Here is a 23,495-nt window from a genome sequence, read left to right on the forward strand (position 1 = left end):
ACGCAGCGGTGTGAGACGGGCATTCTTGTGGATGTTCATTCGGACCCTCCGATGGATGCTGAAGCGTGGTAACTCCAGTCTCCTCGGTCCGGTCCGAATGGACAACCTCTCGAAAGCTCACACCTAGAACTCCTCTTGAAAGCGTATCTAGCTTCAAAGGGCGTGTCGAAACGCGGTCTCCGGCTCGGCTTCGGTCACAAGATCGAGGACATTTACGAAGCCGCAGTGGCCCTAGGAATGCCGCCGATTGGGAACGTGAAGATGATTGCCAACAACCTTGACCTGATGAATTCTCAGCAAGATTTTAGGTACCCGTCGGGGTACAAGCTGAATGTCCCGCCGCCGAGCTTCTGCCGAGAAACGTATAACGCTCTCCACACAGCGATCGAGCCGAGGATCCCCACCGAGGTACTGAAAGCCAACCTCAAATTTCATTGGGATTTTCGGGGGAAGACTGTCATTTGGAAGGACGAATAGCCCGAGGATGATCTTCCCCATCTACGTTGGCGTTCTTATGGCGCTGCTGTCAGCATCCGCCATTGGCGGTGGCGGCAAGGCGATCTTGTTGGGATGGCCGCCTCGCTGACAATGGCCGGGATGGGCACTCGCCGGCTGGCTAGGTTCTTAGCAGGCCATAGCCGGCTGTCTGGTGGAGATCGTCTTTCAGGGCTTTGATCGTCTGTGAAAGGTCGCGAACCTTGTCCATCAGCGTCTGAATGGTCGCCCCGATGGGCTGGATCTTAACGCCTCAATCGTCGCGAGAAGCTCAAGGTAGACGTGGTTCAATTGAACTTTCTCCCTTCGAGAGCTCTCAATGGTGATCGACATGTGCGACCAGGCTCGATCAATTGCCTGTTCGCTTATCCTTCATCGACAAGCGGACGCGTGCCGCCACCTCCCTTCCGTCACGCGAAGGACCCAGCCGGCGAGACCAGACGGCGTGCGTGGCGCAATCTTCTATGTGACGAGCGGCGAGATCGCGTGTGTCCCGCCGTGATGGGATCATCTATTCGTCGAGCGCGGCGCTGGCGCCATCATCGTCGATATCTGCAAACCCTGGGATGATCCAGCAGCTTCTCCTTCGACAGCAGCCCGGCGTCCTCGAGCGCCTCGAAATCCGGCAGCTGGCGCAGCGTGTCGAGCCCGAACTGCGACAGAAAAGTTTTGGTCGTCACATAGGTGTAGGGCGCGCCCGGCTGCGGGCTGCGCGGCCCCGAGGCGACCAGCTGCTCAGCGCGCAGCACGCCGATCAGGTCACGTGACACCTCCTTGCCGAAAAAGCTCGACAGCTCGCCACGGGTGATCGGCTGGAAATAGGCAATGCACATCAAGACAAGCGCCTCCGCCTGCGACAGTTCTTTTGCTCCCTCGCCCGCTGCCGTGCCGAAGGCTGCGTGAATGGCGTCGCCAAAAACCTTTTTGGTCCGGTGCTGCCAGCCGCCGGCGACCGCGACCAGCTCGTAAGGGCGGCCGGCGAGTTCGGCGCGAATGTCGTCGATGATCAGCTCGATATTGCAGTTTTTTCCCACCACCCGCGCGAGGACACTACGTGTCACCGGTTCATTTGCCGCAAAGATCACCGCTTCGACGCGGGCCATCCATTCGCACCAGCGCAGCTCCGGCGGCAGATGTTCCAGTTCGGTGTCGAGCAGCGCCGGCTGATCGTTTGGCTTGCGGCGGGCGGACGCTTCGCTCATCGCTACAGCCCGAACAGCCGGAATGTGGGGCGGCCGGAGAGCTCGCGCACGACCTCCAGTTGCTGCAGCCGTTCGAACAGCCGTCGCGATGCAAAGCGCGACAGATTGTCCGTCGTCAGCGATCCGGACACGGCGTCTTCACTGAGCAGCAGAAAGATTACGTCGCCGGCGCCTTTGGCGCGCAGTTTCGGCGCCACCGCCAGGAGTTTTTCGGCCCGGCGCGACAGCTCGGCGGCCAACCGACAAGCGTCCGCGGCGGCCGCGACGAGCGCGATGCAAACCGCCCGCTCAAAATTCTTGTCCCCGGGCCGGATGCGCCGGCCACCGCCGGCCTCGGTGCGGAAAGATGGTCCAAAACCCTGCGCCATTAGGAGCGGCAGGGGCTGCGGCCAGCCCAGGCGTTGCGCCAGTACCAGGTCGGCGAGCCACCAGCCAAAGACTTCGGCATCGGGACGCATGGCGACGACCTCAGCGGCGATCGCCGCGGCGTCGAATGGCGCCGACCGCTGGGATACCCCGAGTTTTTCGATCTGCGTGCAAAGGTCGGCGAGCGCGGCGCCGTCCCAATGGAGGCCAAGCTGGTCGAGTATCTTCCCGAGCCGGCCGGGCGTAGCGGCGGGCGGCTGCCTGGCCAACTGCCGCCAGGCGCCAAAGACGGCGCCTGCGGGACCGGGGTCAGCACGTAGGGGACGCAAATGCCAGGCATCGCGCAAGGCGGCCGCATCCTCGGCGCGGCCGGCGAGCCGCATGCTGGAGGCGGCGCAGCGAACCGCCAGCCGCTGCCGCCAAGCGCCGGCCCAGGCTGCCTGCGCGCGGGCGAGCGTGTCGAGGGCACCCAGGGCGGCGCCGGCCCGGAAGGCGGCGTCGCCGTCACTCGGCGCGCCGGCGCTTGTGATCGCCCACGCGGGAACGGAGGGCGGCGCAGAGGAGCTGGCGGTCGCGGGATCGAGGCGAATCATAATTTGGAGAGTAAAGTGCCGGTGCGCTTTTCGCCATGATTTTCGTGCCAAAACGCACAGCCTGTCGGATCAGCACAACGACTGATAGTGTTGCATTATCAATCTCTTCACGAGTTCGTCCCTGCTAAGCCATTTGGCCAACAAGTAAGTCTCGACAGGGCACCTTTTTGCGCAGCCGGACGAAACTCCGTTCGGAAATGTGCCGGCTCGCGGCGTAGGAGCCTGCTCAGGTTCAGATGTCATGAAGGCATCTAACGCCCGATCTGCCGCGCAACTTCGGTCCCATATTCATTGCCGACGGGGTATCTGAGGGCGACGTTTTTTGCGGGTTTTTCCTGGTCGGCTTTGGAGGTGATGCTGGCGCCGATTGTCACAGGCTACTTCACTATCTGTTCCTTGACCGATGAGATCTTTTGCGCTGCGGCGCTCCCGTCTTTGCTGTGGGTCACCTTCTGACCCAAGCCCCAACGTACACACGCGGGAGTGTCCTACAAGCCATCGGTTTCGACAGATCGGATGGATTGGGCAGGCGAGCCCAAAAGCTGCGAGCTTAGAGCGGTTATAAATCGTAGTTGTAGCTGTGTAACAAACTGTGTAACAAAAAGCGCGAAAAGACTAGTATTTTCAGTATCATAGAGGTGAAAGGGAATCCCTCCCTCTCCGCCATTTAGCCCAAGAACCTGACATCTCCTGGGCTGCTAGCCGCCTGCCGCATATCGCGCGCATATCGCGCAGCCAACAGGACAAAGCCGCCCGAGCCGGGACACTCTGGCCTTTGCGGAGGCGTAAAGCTTCGGCGATGGGCAGGCCCATTCGGCTCTCCGCACATGGTTTTCTGTCCGCAAGCGCAGCCATGTCGCTGTGAATTTGCCAGCCGGTTTGGCCCAAATGGGGGAAGTGGCCGGCCCAAGATCTCGTAATGGTTGGTTCGCCCAGCCAGTTAGGAGACCACTATGCGCAAAGCCTCTCTCGCCGTCACAGTCGTCGGCACGGCCTTCTTCAGTCTTTCCACTGTCGCATCGGCATGCGTGTCGATGGACGGCAACTTCGTCGTAAACAACTGCAATTATCGCGTCATGGGAAATTGCAAAGGCTCGGATGGCAGTTGGGGTGGCTTCGGACCCATCCGCCCGGGCGGTCGTGAGGTAACTTCCAAAAGACGCGATGCCGGCTGGGACGTCAGCTATTGCAATTACGATTCATGGGTGGCCGGCACATGTCGGCCGAAGGATCCCAGGCAAATGTAAGCCGCTTTCAAGCATGTCACTTTGCGGCTCGGCTCGTTGCTGACGATGTGGCCGGCGTCGAACACCGGCCACTCTGTCGGTGCACGATAAATCCGTTACTGCTCCTTCTTGAACAGGTCCTGGAAGATCAGCTGGCCCCAAGTGCGGCCGCGTGCGTGCACCAGTGCGCCACCCTCGTTGAGCTTCCCCAGCTTGACCGGTGCGAACCCGAGTTGTTTGGCTAAGGCCGCCACGGGAGCGATCGCGTCCTCGTCGTCGCTCGACAGGAAGACGACCCGGTGCCCGCCCTCCACGATCGGATCGGCAGCCAAAGTCGCCGCGATCAGGTGATTGAAGCCTTTGACCAACTTGGCGCCGGTGAACGCCTTTGCGACGAAAGCGGAGGACGGCAGACCGTCCAGCTCTTCAGGGACTGGAAACACGTTCGTCGCGTCGATGATCGTCTTGCCTTCCCAGCTTGACAGAGCCTTCGCAACATCTGGGTGCGACTCGAAACGAACCGCCAGAAAGACGATGTCCGCCTTGATCGCTTCCGCCAGCGTTTTCGGGATAATCGTGGGTCCGATCGCGGCCGCATCGGCTGCAAAGCTTTCCGGGTCGCGCGTGGTAGCCACGGACACTTCGATGCCGTTGCGGGCAAACGCCTTGGCAAGAGCGTGGCCGATCTTGCCGAAGCCAATAATTGCATAGCTCATGTATATTCTCCTTCAGTTTACCACGCCCTGCGGGCTCAAAATATCGAATGGAGTGACCGGCCGGGCGCAGGGCGTCAGATTTGCGCCAAGCCGCCGTCGACGGCTACCTCACTGGCGGTCATGAAGCTGCTGTCCGATGACGCGAGAAAGGCAGCCGCCGCTCCAATCTCAGCCGGATCGGCCATGCGCTGGAGCGGGTTCATCGAGGCAAAGGCCTTCAAGCCCTCCTCCCCTATCGCTGCCTTCGCGAGTTCGGTCGCTGTCGGCCCGGGCGACAGCACGTTTACCCGGATGCCGGTGCCCTTCAGGTCCTCCGCCCAGCTCCGCGCAAGATTGCGCACGGCCGCCTTGCTCGCGCTGTAGACGCTGAATGCGGGGGCGCCCGTGGTGCCGGCGCTCGATCCGGTCAGGATGATCGAACCGCCCTCGCCCATCAGCGGCAGCGCCTTCTGGACCGTGAAGATCGTACCCTTCACATTGGTGTCGAAGGTTTCGTCAATGTGCTCGGCGGTGATCTCGCCGAGCGGAAGCAGGCCTCCCGCCCCGGCATTGGCGAAGACGATGTCGAGGGTTCCGCGCTCGGCCTTCACCGCTGCGTAGAGCCGGTCGAGGTCGGCCTCGTTGGAAACCGAGCCTTTCACCGCGCGGGCATTAGGCCCGAGGTCGGCCACGGCGGCATCTAGCGCTTCCTGCCGGCGGCCGAAGATGAAGACGAAGGCGCCCTCCTCGATGAAGCGCTTCGCTGCGGCGCGGCCGATGCCGGTGGCGCCACCCGTAATAACCGCAACCTTACCGTCTAGTTTTCCCATAACTCAATCCTTCCAGGCTCTGTCTTTGGTCGTTCGGGTAAGCCCCGAGAACCTCTAGATGGGCCCGTCAGAGTCACGCCGTGAGTGCGGATGCGCGCACATCGGTGGTGCAAAATCGATCCGCTTTCAGGAACTGACGCCAGCCGTGACGATCCGTGTCCGCCATTCGGAATTGCGCCGCCCCTGTCGACATAAGCTATGATGTCCCGCCCGTACTGCTGTAGCATGCGTTAGATACGGGCTTTGGAAGGCGCACCGCGCGGTGCCGGATTGCACCATGATCGACTGGGATGACATTCGCTACTTTCTTGCCGTCGCGCGCGGAGGCTCGGTGCGGGCTGCCGGCGCGCAGCTCGGGGTGAATCACTCGACCGTGCTGCGACGCGTCGCCCAGCTCGAGGAACGCCTCGGAGCGCACATGTTCGAAAAGCTGCCTTCGGGCTACCGCCTGACGGCTGCGGGCGAGGAGGTCCTCGATCTCGCGAACCAGATGGAAGCGTCGTCGCACCAGCTGGAGACGCGCGTCTTCGGGCGCGACCAGGGTGTGCGCGGGCTTCTGCGGGTGACGCTGGCACCTCCCCTCGCGACACACCTGCTCATGCCGGACTTCGCCGATTTCGCGCGTCTGCACCCGGACATCGAGATGGAAATCCTGTCGTCCGGCGAGCTGGCAAATCTGACCAGCCGAGAGGCCGACGTCGCGATCCGCGTCGTCTACGACCGCAAAACCCTGCCGCTCAATCTTCACGGCCTGAAGGGACCGGAGGTGTTCGGCGGCGTCTACATGTCCCGCGATCGCCTGGCCGCGTGGCGTGCGGGCGCGCCTGATCCCATCCGGTGGATCGTCATAAGCGTTCATGGAATTCCAGAGTGGGCCGGCGCGGGTGAGGTTCGCACCGCGGGGGTTCCATTCAGGACCACGGACGCCGAGGCGCAGATCGTTGCCGTACGGCAAGGTCTCGGGATCACGACACTGCCGTGCTTCGTCGGAGATGCCGACCCCCTGCTGGTGAGGGTGCCGGGCACCGACCTGCACATGTACGGAACGCTCTGGCTTCTCACACAGGGGGAGACACGCAAGACGAAGCGCGTGCGGCTCTTCACGGAGTTCGTATCCCGCAGGCTCGCCGCCTACGCTCCGCTTTTCACGGGACTGTCCATATCGCGCGACTGACGCCCCGCGGGTCGACGCTGCGGGATAAGCGGACAGCGGCACCTATTGCGGTTGCAGATGCTCAGCCATGAAGTCGATGAACGCCTCAGTCTGGGCCTGATCTGTCGACTGGCCGGCCAGAGAACATTGAACTGATCGGTCTCGGCGGGGGCATGGGCGGTGGAGGAATGGGCGGCGACGGAACAGGAGGTTTCGGAACGGATGCCTTCTCCGAAGATCCCTATGCTTCAGGGCGCGTGACCAGTCGCTGATCTGACCTCAGGCCGAACCATCGGATTGGTGCTCGGCAATCGCACTCAGAAAAACCTGGCCGAACTCCTTCAGCTTTGCCGCCCCAACCCCATTCACTTCAGCGAAGGCGTCGAGGTCGTTTGGGCGGCGCTCTGCCATGTCGATCAGGGTGCGATCGGAAAACACCACATAGGCCGGCACCTGGCGCTCCTTGGCGAGCCGCAGTCGCAAGGTCTTCAGCGCGGCCAGCAGCCCGGTGTCCACATCCGATTGCCCGAAATCCTGCCCGGAGCGCGTCTTGCCGCGCAAGGCGCGGCTGCGTACCTCGACACGATAATGGAACGGCACCTCGCCACGGCCAAGCGCCTGGCCCTTTTCGGCGATGGCGAGCCCGCCATGGCCGGCCGGATCCGGGATCAGGAACCCGCCGGCGACGAGTTGCCGGATCAGCGACAGCCAAAAATCCTTCTTATGCGCCAGTCCGCTGCCGAAGCTGGCGAGCCTCTGGTGGTTCCTGGCCAGCACCTTCTCGGTTTCATGGCCGAGCAGAATGTCGATGACATGGCCGGCACCGAAGCGTTCGCCACTCTGGGCGATGGCTGCCAGGATGATCCGCGCCTCCGCTCCGCCATCGGCGCGCGGCGCCTGGTCGAGGCAGGTGTCGCAATTGCCGCAAGGCTGCGCTTCTTCGCCGAAATAGCCGAGCAGCACCTGGCGGCGGCACTGCGCCGTCTCGCAATAGCCGATCAGCGTGTCGAGCCGGCCATGCGAGCGCCTCTTGTGCTCGGGCGGCGCATCCTCGTCGTCGATGAACATCCGGCGCATGCGGATATCGCCAAGGCCGAACAGCATATGCGCCTCGGCGTCCCGCCCATCGCGGCCGGCGCGGCCGATCTCCTGGTAGTAGGCCTCCAGGCTGCCCGGCATGTCGGTGTGGAAGACATAGGCGACATCAGGCTTGTCGATGCCCATGCCGAAAGCGATGGTCGCCACCATGACGACGCCTGAAAGGGTCATGAAGCTGTTCTGGTTGGCGTCTCGCGCCTCCTTGCTCATGCCGGCATGATAGGCGAGCGCGGTCACGCCGTTCTTCTCGAGGAAGGCCGCCATCTCCTCCGTCTTCTTGCGCGACAGGCAGTAGACGATGCCGCTGCGGCCGGGATGGCGCGCGACGAAGCGCAGCAATTGCCGCTTGCTGTCCTGCTTGGCCTCGATGGCAAGCTTGATGTTCGGCCGGTCGAAGCCCAGCACCAGGGTCTCGACGCGCTCGGCAAATAGCCGGGATTCGATGTCGGTGCGCGTGCCTTCGTCCGCCGTTGCCGTCAGCGCGATGATCGGCACGTTGGGAAAGATGCCGCGCAGACGCGACAGGTCCTCGTATTCGCGCCGGAACGCCGGCCCCCATTGCGAGATGCAATGCGCCTCGTCGACGGCGATCAGGCTGATATCGAGCCTGGCCAGCGCCTCGAGCATGCGCTCGGTCATCAGCCGCTCCGGCGCGAGATAGAGCAGGCGCGTCTGGCCCGAGGCGACGCGACGCCATGCGGCGATATTGGCATCGCGGTCGATCGAGGAATTGATCGTGTCGGCCGCCACGCCGGCAAGCCGCAAGGCGGCGACCTGATCCTGCATCAGCGCCACCAGCGGCGAAACGACAATGGTGAGCCCACCCAGGACCAGTGCCGGCACTTGGTAGCAGAGCGATTTGCCCGCACCTGTCGGCATGACGGCCAGCACATGACGCCCAGCCAGCAGCGCGTCCATGACATCGGCCTGGCCGGGGCGAAAATCATCGAAGCCGAACACGTCTTTCAGCACGCGCCGCTTGGGATCTCGCTCTTCTGTCGCGACGGCCGCCGGTGCCTGCATCACCGCGCGTCCACGGTCGGCGTGCTTATTGGCATGTCATAGCCGAACTCGGCGCAGAAACGCCGGACGCCGACGAGAAATGCCGGGGGCAGACCGTCGAGATAGGTCCTGAATTCTTCATTCCGTTCCCATTTTCTCAACGAAGCCACCCGGATCGGATTGTCCGGATCCTCGCTGAAACGAATGCGCGGTGTCAGTCCGAACGACTGCGCGATTCTGTCCTGCTGCGCATCGGGCGCGCCGATCATGTCTTCGTAGCGGACAAAGAGTATCTGCCGGTGCGGTTGTGCCTTCTTCAGCCGGGTCAGCGCGTCGTATTCGGCCAGCCAGCGATGCGGCGTGACGTGGAACCGACGCTCGTGGCGTGTTTGCGGATGCGAACTTGTCAGCGTGTCGAATGGATGGCGCACACAATAGATCAAGCCGATGGAGGGAGGTAGCTTCGCCAGATGCGCAAAACCGCGCGCATCGCGCTTGACGACGAGGTTCGATTCCGGCCGATCCAGCATGTCCAGCATTGTGTATCGCGCTTCGGGCGGATGGACGAAAATATCCCCGAAACACCTCATCAGCCGCTGTGTCAGCGTCGTTCCGCTACGCGCGCAGCCCGAAATGAAAATTCTGTTGGCGGGCGTTGCGCGTGCGTATGTGCGTCTTTGCATGCGCTGTTTCAGAGACAGCGGCACGAATCGCAGAAACTCCCGCATAACCCTTCGCGCGGCCGCTCCAAACGCAGCCTCAAGCCTGCGCGCGCCCTTCATCCGCAATTCCGCTGGCGCAATGCGGCAACCCGATCTTGCATCAGGGCCACCCGGGACGAAACGCGCCGCCTGCGGGCCACGGCCAAGATGCTCATCGCCGATGCCTGCATCAGGCAGACACCGGGCTGCAATTTCGTGGATTGGAGAGGATGTGGAAACCGGTCAAAACGACTCTCCGCATGGGCACCTTGCCTTAGCGCAGCTGACACCGGACCACAACCAGAACAAGCCGGCCCAAGGAAAGCCTGCGGCGCGAACGCGGAAGCTGACCGATTGATCCAAGGCTCGCCGCAGCACCTTCCCTTGTGAGACCTGCACCCCCGCTGGATTCCGCCACGCACCACGATGTAAGCTCGGCCCGACAAGTCAGGGAGGGCGCGATGCTGCAGGCCATTCAGGATGCTCTCGGCGAGCGGTTTCGGTTGCAGCGTGCTGCCTTCGAGGCGCAGCCTTTCCCCAACTTTGGCATCCGCAAGGATCGCCTGAAACGCCTGTTGGCGTTGACCGAGCGGCATGAAGCCGACATCTGCACCGCCATCGACACCGACTTTGGCGGCCGTTCCGCGCATGAGACGCGTCTTGCGGAACTGTTCGTCGTGCGCGCCGGTATCCGCCACGCGCTGTCGCACCTCAGGGGCTGGCGCGAACGCCGCGTTGTCACCACCATGCCGTTCCTGCCCGGCCGAAATCGCCTCGTCCCGCAGCCGCTCGGCGTCGTCGGCATCGTGTCGCCCTGGAATTATCCTTTCCAGCTCGCCGTCGCGCCGGTCACGGCGGCACTCGCGGCCGGCAATCGCGTGCTTATAAAACCTTCCGAATTGACGCCGGCATTTTCAGCGCTGCTGGCCAAACTCGTTGCCGAGCATTTCGCACCCGATGAGCTCAGCGTCATCAGCGGCGACGCGGAGATGGGAAAGGCCTTCGTGTCGATGCCTTTCGATCATTTGCTGTTCACCGGCTCGACCGCGGTCGGACGCCAGGTCGCGATCGCCGCGGCCGCCAACCTGACCCCGGTCACGCTCGAACTCGGCGGCAAGTCGCCGGCAATCTTCGATCCGTCATGCGATCTCGACGCGGCGGTATCCAGCATTGCCTATGGCAAGCTGTTGAATGCCGGGCAGACCTGCATCGCGCCGGATTATCTTCTGGTCCCGAAGGGGCGAGCAGACGCGGTCGCCGCGAAGCTCGCAACGGCGATCGCGAAGCTCTACCCGACCCTGCGCGACAACCCCGATTATACCGCCATCCTCAGCGATCGGCACCACCAGCGCCTGCGCGACATGATCACTGAAGCGCGTGACGCCGGCGCCGATGTCACCGAAATCAACCCGGCCAGTGAGGAGCTTGGCGGTACCAGCCGGAAATTGCCGCCGACCCTGGTCCGCAACGCCGGCGCAAACCTGCGGCTGATGCGCGAGGAGATTTTTGGGCCGGTACTGCCCATCGTCGAATATGCCGGGATCGACGAGGCGATAGCCCATGTGAACGGGGCGGACCGGCCGCTGGCGCTCTACTGGTTCGGGCGCGACAGCGGCAACCGTCAACGCATCCTGCATGAGACCGTCGCCGGCGGCGTCACCATCAACGACTGCATGCTGCATCTGGTGCAGGAGAACCAGCCTTTCGGCGGCGTCGGCGCCAGCGGCGTGGGCGCCTATCACGGCGAATGGGGCTTTCGCACCTTCAGCAAGGAGAAGCCGGTTTTCCTGCAGTCCCGGCTGAGCGCGGGAGCCTTGTTGCGCCCGCCCTACGGCAAGACGTTCGAGCGGCTCTTCAGCCTGCTCCGGCATATCACCTGACCGACGCAGTCACCGCCATCACGAACACCCGGCGCGTTAAGCCTATGTTCACCATCATGCGGCAGGTTCGCATCCTGCGGTCATGTCTTGAGTACCGCGGCGCCACAAGCGCCCAGGCAACAACCCGCGCCTCTTTTGAGGTGCGGGTCTTCCCTGGCTAGCCGAGGAAATCGGCCCGGTGCGGCGTGAAGCTGTCGACCAGCCGCCCTGCTTCCAGCGCCTTGACGCCGTGCACCAGACCGGACGGCACAATGAAGCTGCCGCCGGTCTCGATGGTTTCGGTCCTACCGTCGATGGTCACCTCGAAGCGGCCCTCGGCGACATAGCTAGCCTGGACGTGTGGGTGCGAATGCAGGGCGCCGACGCCACCCTTGTCGAAGCCGAATTCGACCAGCATCAACTCGTCGGTATGCAGGAGAACGCGTCGCCTGTTGCCGTCCGGGGTCGGCGTCCAGGCGCCCTCGCCGGCATGCGCGAAAATCTTTGTGGTCATCGTCGTCTCCTCATCGCGCAAGCCAGCCGCCATCCACAGGCACCACCGCTCCATGCATGTAGTTCGACGCCGGCGCCAGCAGGAACACGGCGGCATCGCCAATGTCGCCCGCTTCCCCCCAGCGACCGGCCGGGATCCGCGCCAGGATGGCGGCGCTGCGGTCGGGATCGGCGCGCAGCGCCTGCGTGTTGTTGGTCTCGATATAGCCCGGCGCGATGGCGTTGACGTTGATGCCTTTTTGCGCCCATTCGCAGGCGAGCAGCCGGGTGATGCCGAGCACGCCATGCTTCGAGGCCGTGTAAGACGCGACACGGATGCCGCCCTGAAAGCCCAGCACCGAGGCGATGTTGACGATCTTGCCTTTCCGCTCAGCGGCCAAGGCACGCCTTGCAAAGCTTTGGCAGAGCAAGAAAACCGTCTTCAGGTTGACGTCCATGACGTCGTCCCAATCGGCCTCTCTGAGATCGACGGCATCGGCGCGGCGGATGATGCCGGCATTGTTGACCAGCCCGTCGAGCGGACCGCTTTCGTCCCAGATCCGGTCGAGCAACGGGCCGGCGGCCGACGTGTCGGCGAGGTCGGCGCTCACCGCTTCGAATTGCCCGCCCACCGCGGCAATCTTGTCTGCCGTATCGTCCATCGACGAGCGGCCGACGCCGACCACCGCGCCCCCGGCGCGTGCGACGCACACGGCGATGCCTTGGCCGATGCCGGTGTTGGCGCCGGTGACCAGGATACGTTTTCCGGCAAGGCTGAAGGGGTCGCTCACCGCAGATCGCCCAACGCCACCGGGTCGACATCGGTATAGTCGACATTGTCGCCGGCCATCGCCCAGATGAAAGCATAATTGGAAGTGCCGGCACCGGAGTGGATCGACCATCCCGGCGACAGCACCGCCTCCTCATTGCCCATGACGATATGGCGCGTCTCGTCAGGCTCGCCCATGAAATGGAAGACGCGCGCCGTCTCGGCCAGGTCGAAATAGAGATAGGCCTCCATGCGCCGGTCATGCACATGGCATGGCATGGTGTTCCACACCGATCCTGGAGCCAACTGAGTCATGCCGACCACCAGCTGGCAGGTCTTCACGCCCTCGGCATGGATGAACTGGAAGATCGAACGCTCGTTGCAGGTGTCCTTGCTGCCGAGATCGAGGCGCTTGGCGTCGCCGATGCGGATCAGCCGGCTGGGCCAGGCCTGATGCGCAGGCGCGCTGAGCAGATAGAATTTAGCCGGCGCGGTCTTGTCCACCGAGGCGAAGGACACGTCGGTGGTGCCCATGCCGAGATAGAGCATGTCGCGCGCCTGCAATTCGAAGGACTGGCCGCCGGCCGTGATGACGCCCGCGCCGCCGATGTTGACGGCGATCAGCTCGCGACGGTCGAGAAAGTTCTTCGTGCCGGTCGGCTTGATCGCTTCCAGCGGCAGCGGTGCGCCAGTCGGCACGGCGCCACCAACGATCATGCGGTCGTAATGGGTGTAGGTCAGGCTGATGCGGCCGCGCTGGAACAGGCCGTCAATGTGGAAATTGTGACGCAGCTCATCGGTTCCCATCGCCGCGGCGGCGACCGGGTCGATGGCAAAGCGTGATGTACAGTCGATATGGCTCTGGCTCATTTTCGTCCTGACTTGAGATGGGTCATTTGCCGGCGGCGGCCTTGACCGAACTGGAATAAAAAGCCTGACGTGCATGCAGCCGCTCGCGGTAACGCTGCTGGCTGGCGGTGAGGTGTGCGCGCATCGCCTCGCGCGCGGCCTCGGCATCGCCAGAGGTAATGGCGTTGAGGATCACCAGGTGCTCGCGCTGGAGCCCGCGCTGGTAGCTGTCGGATTGCGCCAGTTCGGTCGACCAGGGCGAAGTCACGTCGCACGGGATGGCGCGCCGGCCGAGCACGTCGAGCATCTCGACATAGAAGGGGTTGCTGGTGGCGCTGGCGATGGCGCGATGGAAGGCGAGGTCGGCCGGACCGGTCGGCTCGCTGGCAAGCAGCAGCCGCTCGAATTCGAAGAAGGCTTCCTGGATCGCCGCCTCCTGCGCGGCGTTGCGACGGATGGCGGCGAGCCCGGCCGATTCGATCTCGATCGCCAGCCGCACTTCGAGCACGTTGAGTGCGATCGAATCCTTGCTGCCCATGTCGGCGGCCAGCGCGCCGAACATTGTCGAGATGTGCTCTGTGACGAAGACGCCGGCGCCCTGGCGCGGTTCGACCAGCCCGTCGGCGGCAAGCTTGGCCAGCGCCTCGCGGATGACGGTGCGGCTGACGCCGAAGGTTTCGGTCAGTTGGCCTTCGGTCGGTAATTTATGGCCGGGCAGGATCTCACCCGCCTGCAACTGCTTGCGGATCGTCGCGACCACGGTCTCCGACAGTTTGGGTTTTCTCTCGACCCTGAGGTCGGTTGCGGTGTCCGATGCCATGTCGCCCCTATTTGAAGACGCTCGGTAGCCAGAGCGAAATGGCCGGAATGTAAGTGACGAGCCCCAGTACCACGAGCCCGGCCCCATAGAACGGCCAGATCGAGCGCATCGCTTCCCAGACGGATATCTTGCCCACTGCGCACGCCACGAACTGCACAGCGCCCACCGGCGGCGTATTCAGCCCGATGCCGAAGTTGAGGATCATGATAACGCCAAAATGCACCGGGTCGACGCCGTAGGCTTGCGCCACGGGCAGGAAGATCGGCGTGCAGATGATAATCGTCGGCCCCATGTCCATGAAGGTGCCGAGGAACAGCATCAAGACGTTGAGCAGGAGAAGCACGACCAGCGGATCGTCCGAGATCGCGTTCATGGAGGCTATGAGCGCTGCCGGCACTTTCAGGAAGGCCATCAACCACGAGAACGCCGCCGCCATGCCGATAATGAGCAGCACCATGGCCGTGGTGCGCACGGCACCATGGGTGGCATGGACGAAACCTTCCCAAGTCATCTGCCGGTAAACGAAGACAGTAACGAGCAACGCATAGATGACCGCGACGCAGGAACTCTCGGTCGCCGTGAAAACGCCCGATCGTACGCCACCGAAGATGATCGCGATCAGCAGCAGGCCGGGCACCGCGACAGCGAAGAGATGCGCGACGGCGGTGAAGCCCGGAAACGGCTCGGTCGGATAGCCGCGGGAGCGCGCCACGAAATAGGCGGTGATCATCAGCGACAAGGCCAACAGCAGGCCCGGAATGATGCCGGCCGTGAACAGGTCGGCGATGGAGATCTTTCCACCTGCCGAGATCGAGTAGATGATCATGTTGTGCGACGGCGGCAGGAGCAGCGCGATCAGCGCCGCCATCGACGTGACGTTGACGGCGTAATCCGCTCCATATCCACGCGCCTTCATCTGCGGGATCATCAAGCCGCCGACCGCCGCTGCCTCGGCCACGGCGGAGCCCGAAATGCCGCCGAATAGTGTAGCGGTCGCAATGTTGACCTGCCCGAGGCCGCCGCGCAAATGGCCAACGAGCGAGCCGGCGAAGGCAACGATCTTGCTGGCGATGCCGCCGCGCACCATCAAGTCGCCGGCATAGATGAAGAAGGGAATGGCCAGCAGCGAAAAGACGCTCATGCCGGAATTCAGGCGCTGGAACACGATGAGCGGCGGCAGGCCCATGTAGAGGACGGTGGCAAAGCTTGCGACGCCGAGGCAGAAAGCGATCGGCGTGCCGATAAGCATCAGAAGGGTGAAGACGCCGAAGAGGATCCAGAGTTCCATGCCGTCAGACCTTCACGTTCGCCGTGTCGAGTTCGGTTGCGACTTCCGCCGGCGGCAGTTCATCGAGCACATCGTCGATCGGCGCACCGGAGAGACGAAGCACGATGCGCTCCAGCGTGAAGAGCGCGACGAGCACGCCTCCCGCGACCAGCGGGACGTAGTCCCAGCCCCCCGATATGCCGAGCGACGGCAAGGTAGCGCCCCAGGTCAATGCGACCAGTTGGCTGCCATACCAGATCATACCGATGCCGAAGGCGAGCGCGACGAGGTCCGAGATCATCCGCAGCCAACGCTTGCCGCCTTTGGGCAGCACGTAGAGCAGGACGTCGAAGCCGAGGTGATAGTTCTCGCGCACCCCGACGGCAGCGCCGAGGAAAATGAACCAGCTCATCAGCATCACCGAGCCCTGCTCGGTCCAGCTTGGCGAGCGGTTCAGGACATAACGACCGAACACCTGCCAGGCGACGAAGGCGGTCATCAGCACCAGCCCGATGCCTGCGACCCATAGCGCCGCTGTGCTGACGCGCGACATCATGCGGGCGACGCCGGACAGGGGCGGTCTGTGTGCTGGGCTGGAGGTCACCGGTTCTCTCCGCAAGGGGGATGGCGGCGCGGAATGCCCGCGCCGCCGCTTGATCACTGCACGGCCTTGATGGCTTCGACCATGGCCTTCAACTTGTCGTCCTTGACGTGCTTCTCGTAGACCGGACCCATGGCGTCGATGAAGGGCTGCTTGTCCGGCGTCGTGATCTGCGAACCGGCCGCTTCGACTTTGGCGCGCGATTCCTTGACCTTGGCGGTCCACAGCTCGCGCTGCCTGGCGACGCTCTCCTTGGCGGCCGCCTTGAAGATCGCCTGATCCTCCGGCGTCAGCTTGTCCCAGCTCGACTTCGCCATGACGAAGGCTTCCGGCACCATAGTGTGCTCGTCGAGCGAATAGAACTTGGCGACTTCCGCATGCTTTGCGGTGTCGTAGCTCGGAAAATTGTTTTCCGCGCCGTCAATGACCCCGGTCTCGATCGCCGAATACACCTCGCCATACGGCATCGGAGTCGCGTTGGCGCCGAGTGCCGCCACCATGTCGACGAAGATGTCGGACTGGATGACGCGGAACTTCATGCCGGACAGATCGGCTAATGAGTTGATCGGTTTCTTCGAATTGTAGAAGGAGCGCGCGCCACTGTCATAGAAGGCGAGCAGCACCAGCCCGACCTGTTCGAACGCCGCCGCGATCTGATCGCCGACCGCCCCGTCCATGACCTTGTGCATATGGTCTTCCGAGCGGAAGATATAGGGCAGCGAGGGCACAGTGGTTTCGGGAATGAGCCCGTTGAACGGCGCCATCGAGATGCGGTTGAGGTCGATCACGCCGGTGCGAACCTGCTCGATCGTGTCCTTTTCTTCGCCTAGCTGCGCGGAATGATAGAGCTCGACCGCATAGCGGCCGGCCGTACGCTCCTTTACAAGCTCGCCGAAATATTTGACTGCCTCGACCGTCGGATAGCCGTCCGGGTGGGTGTCGGACGAGCGCAGAACCGTCTGGGCGCTTGCCATTCCGGCCATCAGTGCGGCGGCGAGCAGCGCAGCTCCCGTCAGTCTTGAAAAATGCAACATGGTTTCCTCCCTTTGCATTGCGGGCGAGTTGCCCCTTCAGAGCCGATACGCCTTTTTCGCCAGCGTATAGGTCAGTTCCCGCGCCAGCTCATGCGCCTCGTCCTCGCGCAGCCTGTGCTCGGCGACGAGACGCGCCAGGAACGCGCAGTCGACCCGCCGCGCCACATCGTGACGTGCCGGGATCGATGGAAAGGCGCGGGTATCGTCATTGAAGCCGACGGTGTTGTAGAAGCCGGCCGTCTCGGTGGTCATCTCGCGGAACCGCTGCATGCCTTCCGGGCTGTCGTGGAACCACCAGGCCGGCCCGAGCTTCAGCGCCGGGTAGACGCCGGCCAGCGGAGCCAGCTCGCGCGCATAGCTGGTTTCGTCGAGCGTAAAGAGAATGACGGTGAGGTCGCGCTCCAGCCCGACGCAGTCGAGCAGCGGCTTCAGCGCCGTCACATAGTCGGTCCGGGTCGGGATATCGAAGCCCTTGTCGCGGCCGAATTTTTGGAAGATTGCGGGCGAATGGTTGCGCCAGGAGCCGGGATGGATCTGCAGGACCAGCCCATCGTCGAGGCTCATCTTGGCCATCTCGGTCAGCATCTGGGCGCGGAACAGTTTTCGCTCGCGCTCATCGTCGGAACCACGGCGAACCCGATTGAACAGCTCTTGCGCCGCCGCATCCGAAAGATTGGCGGTCTCGGCCGTCGGATGGCCATGATCTGACGAAGTCGCGCCGAAGCTTTTGAAGAAGGCGCGCCGCTGGCGATGCGCGTCGAGATATCCGGCCCAGCTGCCGGTGTCGCAGCCGGTGATCTCGCCGAGCCGATCGAGATTGGGTGAAAACCCCTCGAAATCAGGATCGACGACGGCATCCGGCCGGTAGGCGGTGACCACACGGCCCTGCCAGCCGCTGTCGCGGATCATCTGGTGCCATTTGAGATCGTCGAGCGCGCCTTCCGTGGTCGCGATGACCTCGATGTTGAAACGCTCGAACAGCGCGCGCGGGCGAAAATTCTCCCACTGCAGCAGCGTTGCAATCGTGTCGTAGTGGCGGTCGGCCGTCGCGGCGGTCAGCGGTTCGTCGATGCCGAACAGATCGGCAAGTACGTGGTCGAACCACAGCCGGGTCGGTGTGCCCCGAAACAGATAATAGTGCTCGGCAAAGCGCCGCCAGATCGTCCGGCCGTCGGTTTCGACAGGCGCGCCGTCCAGCGTCGCGACGCCGAGATCCTCGAGGCGGACGCCCTGGCTGAACAGCATGCGGAAGATGTAGTGATCCGGGACGATGAGCAGTTGCGCCGGATCCGGAAATGGCTCGTTCAGCGCATACCAGCGCGGATCGGTGTGGCCATGCGGGCTGACAAGGGGCAGGTCCTTGATCCCGGCATAGAGATCACGGGCAATCGCGCGCGAATGCGCCTCGGCGGGAAACAGCAGATCCGCATGGGTCAGTGTCACGGTCATCCTCCCAAGGCCACTATCGGTAGGGGCGGCAAGAAATAATGTCAACATACAAAAATCCGATTGTTGTATGATGACTTTTCGACCCATTGTGTGGCAGGAAATCGAATGTTACGCCGCTTTGCCGATCCCTGCCGAGGCCACTCATGTCATCCGACCAGCCCAGTCGCACCACGACGACCGAACGCCTTTCCACGAAGACGGCGCGCGCGCTGCCGGCTTCGATCGCGACACCTGCGTATGATCGCAGCCGCGTCGTCCCGGGCATCGTGCACCTTGGTGTCGGCGCCTTCCACCGCGCCCATCAGGCAGCCTATGTCGAGGATTGCCTGGCGGCAGGCGACGCGGATTGGGGCATAACAGGCGTTTCGCTGCGCAGCACCGACACGCGCGACGCTCTCACGCCGCAGGACGGGCTCTACACGCTGGCGATCAGAAGCAGTGGAACCGAAAGGCTTCAGGTCATCGGTTCGATCGGTGTGATGCTGGTGGCGCCGGAGGATCCCAGGGCGGTGCTGGTCGCGCTGACCGATCCGCGCACCCGCATCGTCACGCTGACGATCACTGAAAAGGCCTATCTGAGGGCGGCAGGCGGCGGATTGGACGCCGCACATCCCGATATCGCCCATGATCTGGCCAATCCCCGGATGCCGAAGACAGCGCATGGTTTTCTGACCGAGGCGCTTGCCCGGCGACGCGCCGCCGGCACGCCGCCCTTCACTGTCCTGTGTTGCGACAATTTGCCGGCCAACGGCGCCACGCTGCACCGGCTGTTGGTCGAATTCGCCCAGTTGCGAGATGCCGGGCTCGCGCAATCGAGCGATGTCGGAATTGCCGACCACATCGCACAACAAGTCGCGTTTCCCTCCAGCATGGTCGATCGCATCGTGCCCGCAACCACTGACGCCGATCGGGTGCGGATCGCTGAAGAACTCGGCGTCGAGGATGCCTGGCCCGTGATGACCGAGCCGTTTTGTCAGTGGGTGGTCGAAGATAAGTTCCCGACTGGCCGGCCCGCGTGGGAACAATTCGGCGTCACCATGGTTCGCGATGTCGGCCCGTTCGAGGACATGAAGCTCAGGCTGCTCAACGGCTCGCATTCGGCCATCGCCTATCTTGGCCTGCTCAGCGGTCATGCCACCGTCGACCGCGCCTTCGCCGACCCGGCGATCCGGCAATTCGTTGATGCATTGTGGGCCGAAGCCATCCCGACCCTGCCCGAGGATGCCGGATTGGACACGAGCGCCTATACTGCGGAGCTCGCGGAGCGTTTTTCCAACACTGCACTTGCCCATCGCACGGCGCAGATCGCCAATGACGGCAGCCAGAAACTGCCGCAGCGCATCGTCGCCTCCGCCATCGAATGCCTCGAAGCCGGTACTGAATTGGTCCATCTAACCCTGGTGGTGGCTGCCTGGATCGCCGCTTGCGCCGCGCGAGGAAAAACCTTGCCGGCGGGACATTTCACCGATCCGCTCGACGCGGCGCTGACGGCACTTTTGAGCGAGCAGCTGCCGGCCAACGAAACCGTGACCGCGGTGTTCGACCTGGCCGGCTTCGCTGGGGATCATGCCGAGCGGCAGACGCTGATCGAACTGGTGGCCGTCCATCTCGTCCACCTGCGGCGCGATGGTCCGGTTCTGGCCTTCGCCGCCTTGGGCATACAGAGCGAGCAGACCTGAGCTACGGCCTCGCGGTTATGATGTCGGCGGGACAGCGCCCCCCTCTTTCGCAAATCTCTAACGTTACAGGAAGAGCACCGACATCCGAGCTGCCAATCTCCCCCCTCGTGGGGGAGATGTCCGGCAGGACAGAGGGGGGCGCGAAGGATCGCGACCGAACGCCCGTCCTGCGCGCTACCAATGTGAGGGCATGAATTCCAGAGTCTGCGCTCAGGCCTTACGCCGGCAGGATGGCGCCTTCCAGCGTGGTGAGCTGGCTAAGGAACTGTTCCGCCTTGCTGCGAGCCTCGTCGTCCTTGGCATCAGTGGCGTCTTCCCTGGCTTCCTGGATGCGGCGCGCGAGATCGGCGCGGTCGACATCCTTCACCGCGACAGCCGATTCCGCCAGCAGCGTGCAGCCGGCCGGAACGATGTCGGCGAAGCCGCCGAACACCACATAGCGCTCTTCGCCGCCCGCCGCGGTCTTCACCGTGACGACGCCGGGCTTGATCGTGGTCATGACCGGAGCGTGATGCGCCATGACGGTCATCTCGCCTTCGGCGCCGGGAATGACGACGGATTCGACCTGCTCGGAAACGAGCAGACGCTCCGGCGAGACCAGTTCGAACTTGAAAGCTTCAGCCATGATCAATTTAGTGAGTAGGGAATAGGAACTAGGCAGTAGTAAGTGGCCCTGACCGGTCCACATTACGCAGCTGCTATTCCCCACTCACTACTGACTACTCCCTATTCCCTAAATTAAGCCGCTTCAGCCGCGAGGCGCTGTGCCTTCTCGACCGCTTCCTCGATGCCGCCGACCATGTAGAAGGCAGCTTCCGGAAGGTGATCGTAGTCGCCGTTGCAGAGGCCCTTGAAGCCCTTGATGGTGTCGGCGAGGTCGACCAGCTTGCCCGGCGCGCCGGTGAACACTTCGGCGACGAAGAACGGCTGCGACAGGAAGCGCTCGATCTTGCGGGCGCGGGCCACGGTTTGCTTGTCCTCTTCCGACAGCTCGTCCATGCCCAGGATGGCGATGATGTCCTGCAGCGACTTGTAGCGCTGGAGGATCGACTGCACCTGGCGCGCGACGCCATAATGCTCGTCGCCGACGACCAGCGGGTCGAGCATGCGCGAGGTCGAATCCAGCGGATCGACGGCCGGATAGATGCCCTTTTCGGCGATGGCGCGGTTGAGCGTCGTCGTCGCGTCAAGGTGGGCGAACGAGGTCGCCGGCGCCGGATCGGTCAAGTCGTCGGCGGGCACATAGATGGCCTGCACGGACGTGATCGAGCCCTTGGTGGTTGTGGTGATGCGTTCCTGCAGCGCGCCCATGTCGGTGGCGAGCGTCGGCTGATAGCCGACGGCCGACGGGATGCGGCCGAGCAGAGCCGACACTTCCGAACCCGCTTGCGTGAAGCGGAAGATGTTGTCGACGAAGAACAGCACGTCCTGGCCCTGGTCGCGGAAATATTCGGCAACCGTCAGGCCGGTCAGGCCGACGCGGGCGCGCGCGCCCGGCGGCTCGTTCATCTGGCCATAGACGAGTGCGGCCTTGGAGCCCTCGCCGCCGCCCTTCTTGTTGACGCCGGATTCGATGAACTCGTGATAGAGATCGTTGCCTTCGCGGGTGCGCTCGCCGACGCCGGCGAACACCGAGTAGCCGCCATGCGCCTTGGCGATGTTGTTGATCAGTTCCTGGATCAGCACGGTCTTGCCGACGCCGGCGCCGCCGAACAGGCCGATCTTGCCGCCCTTGGCGTAGGGAGCCAGCAGGTCGAGCACCTTGATGCCGGTGATCAGGATCTGCGCTTCCGTCGACTGCTCGACATAGGTCGGAGCCGGCTGGTGGATGGAGCGCATTTCGGTCGCGTCGACCGGGCCTTCTTCGTCGACCGGCTCGCCGATGACGTTGATGATGCGGCCGAGCATGCCCGGGCCGACCGGCACGGTGATCGGCGCGCCGGTGTCACGCACTTCCTGGCCGCGAACCAGACCTTCGGTCGAGTCCATGGCGATGCAGCGCACGGTGTTTTCACCCAGGTGCTGGGCGACTTCGAGCACCAGTCGGTTACCGACATTGGTCGTCTCGAGCGCGTTCAGGATCGCCGGCAGGTGATCGCCGAACTGCACGTCGACAACGGCGCCGATGACCTGGCGGACCTTGCCGGCAACGCCGGTTGCCTTGCTGGCCACTGCCGATGTCTTGGCAGCGGCCGCCTTCGCCGGCGCTGCTGCCTTGGCCGGGGCAGCCTTCGCGGCTGCTGCTGGAGCCTTTGCCGCCTTCACGGGGGCTGCGGTTTTCGCGGCTGCGGCCTTGGGGGCTGCCGTCTTGGATGTCGCCTTCTGGGGGGTCGCTGCTTTCGCCATCGTCTTTACCCTTTTTCGTCCTTTGTTTCTCACGCGGTCCGATCGCGGGTCGATGACCCGCGAACCGCGCCTAGAGCGCCTCGGCGCCCGAAATGATTTCGATCAGTTCCTTGGTGATCTGCGCCTGCCGCTGGCGGTTATAGGTGATCGACAGCTTGTTGATCATGTCGCCGGCGTTGCGCGTCGCATTGTCCATGGCGCTCATCTTGGCGCCCATTTCGCCGGCCACATTTTCGAGCAGCGCCCGGAAAACCTGCACGGAGATGTTGCGCGGAATGAGGTCGGAGAGGATTTCGCCCGGCTCCGGTTCATATTCGTAGACGGCGTTGCCGCCATCCGTCGCCTCGGCAGGAGCCGAAGCAACGCCGGCCGGAATGATCTGCTGCGCGGTCGGGATCTGGCTGATCACCGACTTGAACTGCGAATAGAACAGCGTGCAGATGTCGAAGCCGCCCTCATTGAAGAGGTGGATGACCTTCTTGGCGATCGCATCGGCATTGACGAAGCCGAGTGTCTTGACCTCGCGCAGATCGACGCGGTCGATGATCATCGACGCATAGTCGCGGCGCAGGATGTCGAAACCCTTCTTGCCGACGCAGATGATCTTGACCTGCTTGCCGTCCGCCAAAAGCTTGCGGATATGGTCGCGGGCAAGGCGGGCGATCTGCGAATTGAAGCCGCCGCACAGGCCGCGCTCGGCGGTGCAGACGACGAGCAGATGCACGTCATCCTTGCCGGTGCCGGTCATCAGCGCCGGGGCATCGCCGCCGCCGCCGATGGCCTGGGTGATGTTGGCCAGCACGGAACCCATGCGCTCCGAATAGGGGCGCGCCGCTTCCGCAGCCTCTTGCGCACGGCGCAGCTTCGCCGCGGCGACCATCTGCATCGCCTTGGTGATCTTCTGCGTCGCCTTGACCGAGGCGATACGGTTACGAAGGTCTTTTAATGAAGGCATGCTTCAAACCTGAT

Annotated in this window: 20 protein-coding genes; 3 read left to right on the forward strand and 17 right to left on the reverse strand. The window is 63.5% G+C overall.

Features of this window, described 5'->3' with window-relative positions; all coding sequences use genetic code 11:
* Window positions 1-1,034: 1,034 nt before the first annotated feature.
* The 4 genes from EOA19_RS15075 to EOA19_RS15095 form a co-directional block, all read right to left on the reverse strand.
* Entirely contained in the window at window positions 1,035-1,697 is a 663-nt protein-coding gene (locus tag EOA19_RS15075; RefSeq protein ID WP_063169436.1) for an SMC-Scp complex subunit ScpB, read from the reverse strand.
* 2 nt (window positions 1,698-1,699) lie between these two features.
* Window positions 1,700-2,656: a DUF1403 family protein gene (locus tag EOA19_RS15080; RefSeq protein WP_063169437.1), complete on the reverse strand. Its 957-nt coding sequence runs from the start codon at window positions 2,654-2,656 to the stop codon at window positions 1,700-1,702.
* Between the two features lie 1,342 nt (window positions 2,657-3,998).
* On the reverse strand, window positions 3,999-4,598 hold the full coding sequence (locus EOA19_RS15090; protein ID WP_128304050.1) for an NADPH-dependent F420 reductase: 600 nt from the start codon (window positions 4,596-4,598) through the stop codon (window positions 3,999-4,001).
* 74 nt (window positions 4,599-4,672) lie between these two features.
* On the reverse strand, window positions 4,673-5,407 hold the full coding sequence (locus tag EOA19_RS15095; protein WP_128304051.1) for an SDR family oxidoreductase: 735 nt from the start codon (window positions 5,405-5,407) through the stop codon (window positions 4,673-4,675).
* 277 nt (window positions 5,408-5,684) lie between these two features.
* Between EOA19_RS15095 and EOA19_RS15100 the strand changes: the two genes are divergently transcribed.
* Window positions 5,685-6,581 (forward strand): LysR family transcriptional regulator, encoded by an 897-nt coding sequence (locus tag EOA19_RS15100; protein ID WP_128304052.1) that lies wholly within the window; start codon window positions 5,685-5,687, stop codon window positions 6,579-6,581.
* Between the two features lie 258 nt (window positions 6,582-6,839).
* On the opposite strand, the gene recQ is transcribed toward EOA19_RS15100, so the two are convergent.
* Entirely contained in the window at window positions 6,840-8,681 is a 1,842-nt protein-coding gene (gene recQ / locus EOA19_RS15105) for a DNA helicase RecQ (protein WP_128304053.1), read from the reverse strand.
* Window positions 8,681-9,442: a sulfotransferase gene (locus EOA19_RS15110; protein WP_128304054.1), complete on the reverse strand. Its 762-nt coding sequence runs from the start codon at window positions 9,440-9,442 to the stop codon at window positions 8,681-8,683. The genes recQ and EOA19_RS15110 overlap by 1 nt, the downstream gene beginning before the upstream one ends.
* Window positions 9,443-9,822: 380 nt before the next feature.
* On the opposite strand from EOA19_RS15110, the gene EOA19_RS15115 reads away from it, so the two are divergent.
* Window positions 9,823-11,241, forward strand: coding sequence for a coniferyl aldehyde dehydrogenase (locus tag EOA19_RS15115; protein ID WP_128304055.1), 1,419 nt, complete (start codon window positions 9,823-9,825; stop codon window positions 11,239-11,241).
* Window positions 11,242-11,398: 157 nt separating this feature from the next.
* On the opposite strand, the gene EOA19_RS15120 is transcribed toward EOA19_RS15115, so the two are convergent.
* From EOA19_RS15120 to uxaC, 8 genes are all read right to left on the reverse strand, one after another.
* A complete protein-coding gene (locus tag EOA19_RS15120; protein WP_023811768.1) occupies window positions 11,399-11,734 on the reverse strand; it encodes a cupin domain-containing protein in 336 nt (111 codons plus the stop codon).
* Window positions 11,735-11,744: 10 nt separating this feature from the next.
* Window positions 11,745-12,503: a 2-dehydro-3-deoxy-D-gluconate 5-dehydrogenase KduD gene (gene kduD, locus EOA19_RS15125; RefSeq protein WP_128304056.1), complete on the reverse strand. Its 759-nt coding sequence runs from the start codon at window positions 12,501-12,503 to the stop codon at window positions 11,745-11,747.
* A complete protein-coding gene (gene kduI / locus EOA19_RS15130) occupies window positions 12,500-13,351 on the reverse strand; it encodes a 5-dehydro-4-deoxy-D-glucuronate isomerase (RefSeq protein ID WP_128304057.1) in 852 nt (283 codons plus the stop codon). The genes kduD and kduI overlap by 4 nt, the downstream gene beginning before the upstream one ends.
* A 22-nt stretch (window positions 13,352-13,373) precedes the next feature.
* Window positions 13,374-14,150 (reverse strand): FadR/GntR family transcriptional regulator, encoded by a 777-nt coding sequence (locus EOA19_RS15135; RefSeq protein ID WP_128304058.1) that lies wholly within the window; start codon window positions 14,148-14,150, stop codon window positions 13,374-13,376.
* 7 nt (window positions 14,151-14,157) lie between these two features.
* The gene (locus EOA19_RS15140) at window positions 14,158-15,438 is read right to left on the reverse strand and encodes a TRAP transporter large permease (RefSeq protein WP_127269374.1); all 1,281 of its coding nucleotides are present in this window, start codon (window positions 15,436-15,438) and stop codon (window positions 14,158-14,160) included.
* Between the two features lie 4 nt (window positions 15,439-15,442).
* Complete coding sequence (locus EOA19_RS15145; RefSeq protein WP_031213442.1) at window positions 15,443-15,973, reverse strand: TRAP transporter small permease; 531 nt, start codon at window positions 15,971-15,973, stop codon at window positions 15,443-15,445.
* 101 nt (window positions 15,974-16,074) lie between these two features.
* Window positions 16,075-17,052 (reverse strand): TRAP transporter substrate-binding protein, encoded by a 978-nt coding sequence (locus EOA19_RS15150; protein ID WP_128304059.1) that lies wholly within the window; start codon window positions 17,050-17,052, stop codon window positions 16,075-16,077.
* A gap of 36 nt (window positions 17,053-17,088) precedes the next feature.
* On the reverse strand, window positions 17,089-18,501 hold the full coding sequence (gene uxaC / locus EOA19_RS15155) for a glucuronate isomerase (protein ID WP_031213440.1): 1,413 nt from the start codon (window positions 18,499-18,501) through the stop codon (window positions 17,089-17,091).
* 143 nt (window positions 18,502-18,644) lie between these two features.
* Between uxaC and EOA19_RS15160 the strand changes: the two genes are divergently transcribed.
* Window positions 18,645-20,180, forward strand: a complete 1,536-nt coding sequence (locus EOA19_RS15160; protein WP_128304060.1) for a mannitol dehydrogenase family protein — start codon at window positions 18,645-18,647, stop codon at window positions 20,178-20,180.
* A 217-nt stretch (window positions 20,181-20,397) separates the two neighbouring features.
* Here the strand turns inward: EOA19_RS15160 and EOA19_RS15165 are convergent, their stop codons facing one another.
* The 3 genes from EOA19_RS15165 to EOA19_RS15175 all read right to left on the reverse strand — a co-directional run bounded on the left by EOA19_RS15165 (window position 20,398) and on the right by EOA19_RS15175 (window position 23,481).
* Window positions 20,398-20,805 carry a F0F1 ATP synthase subunit epsilon gene (locus EOA19_RS15165; protein ID WP_127413902.1) on the reverse strand — a complete coding sequence of 136 codons (408 nt, stop codon included), beginning with the start codon at window positions 20,803-20,805 and terminating at the stop codon, window positions 20,398-20,400.
* A gap of 113 nt (window positions 20,806-20,918) precedes the next feature.
* Window positions 20,919-22,526 (reverse strand): F0F1 ATP synthase subunit beta, encoded by a 1,608-nt coding sequence (atpD, locus tag EOA19_RS15170; protein WP_023811758.1) that lies wholly within the window; start codon window positions 22,524-22,526, stop codon window positions 20,919-20,921.
* A gap of 70 nt (window positions 22,527-22,596) precedes the next feature.
* Window positions 22,597-23,481, reverse strand: coding sequence for a F0F1 ATP synthase subunit gamma (locus EOA19_RS15175; protein WP_023811757.1), 885 nt, complete (start codon window positions 23,479-23,481; stop codon window positions 22,597-22,599).
* Between the last annotated feature and the right edge of the window lie 14 nt (window positions 23,482-23,495).

This window comes from Mesorhizobium sp. M7A.F.Ca.US.010.02.1.1 (genome assembly GCF_004023085.1).
Taxonomy (GTDB): Bacteria; Pseudomonadota; Alphaproteobacteria; order Rhizobiales; family Rhizobiaceae; genus Mesorhizobium.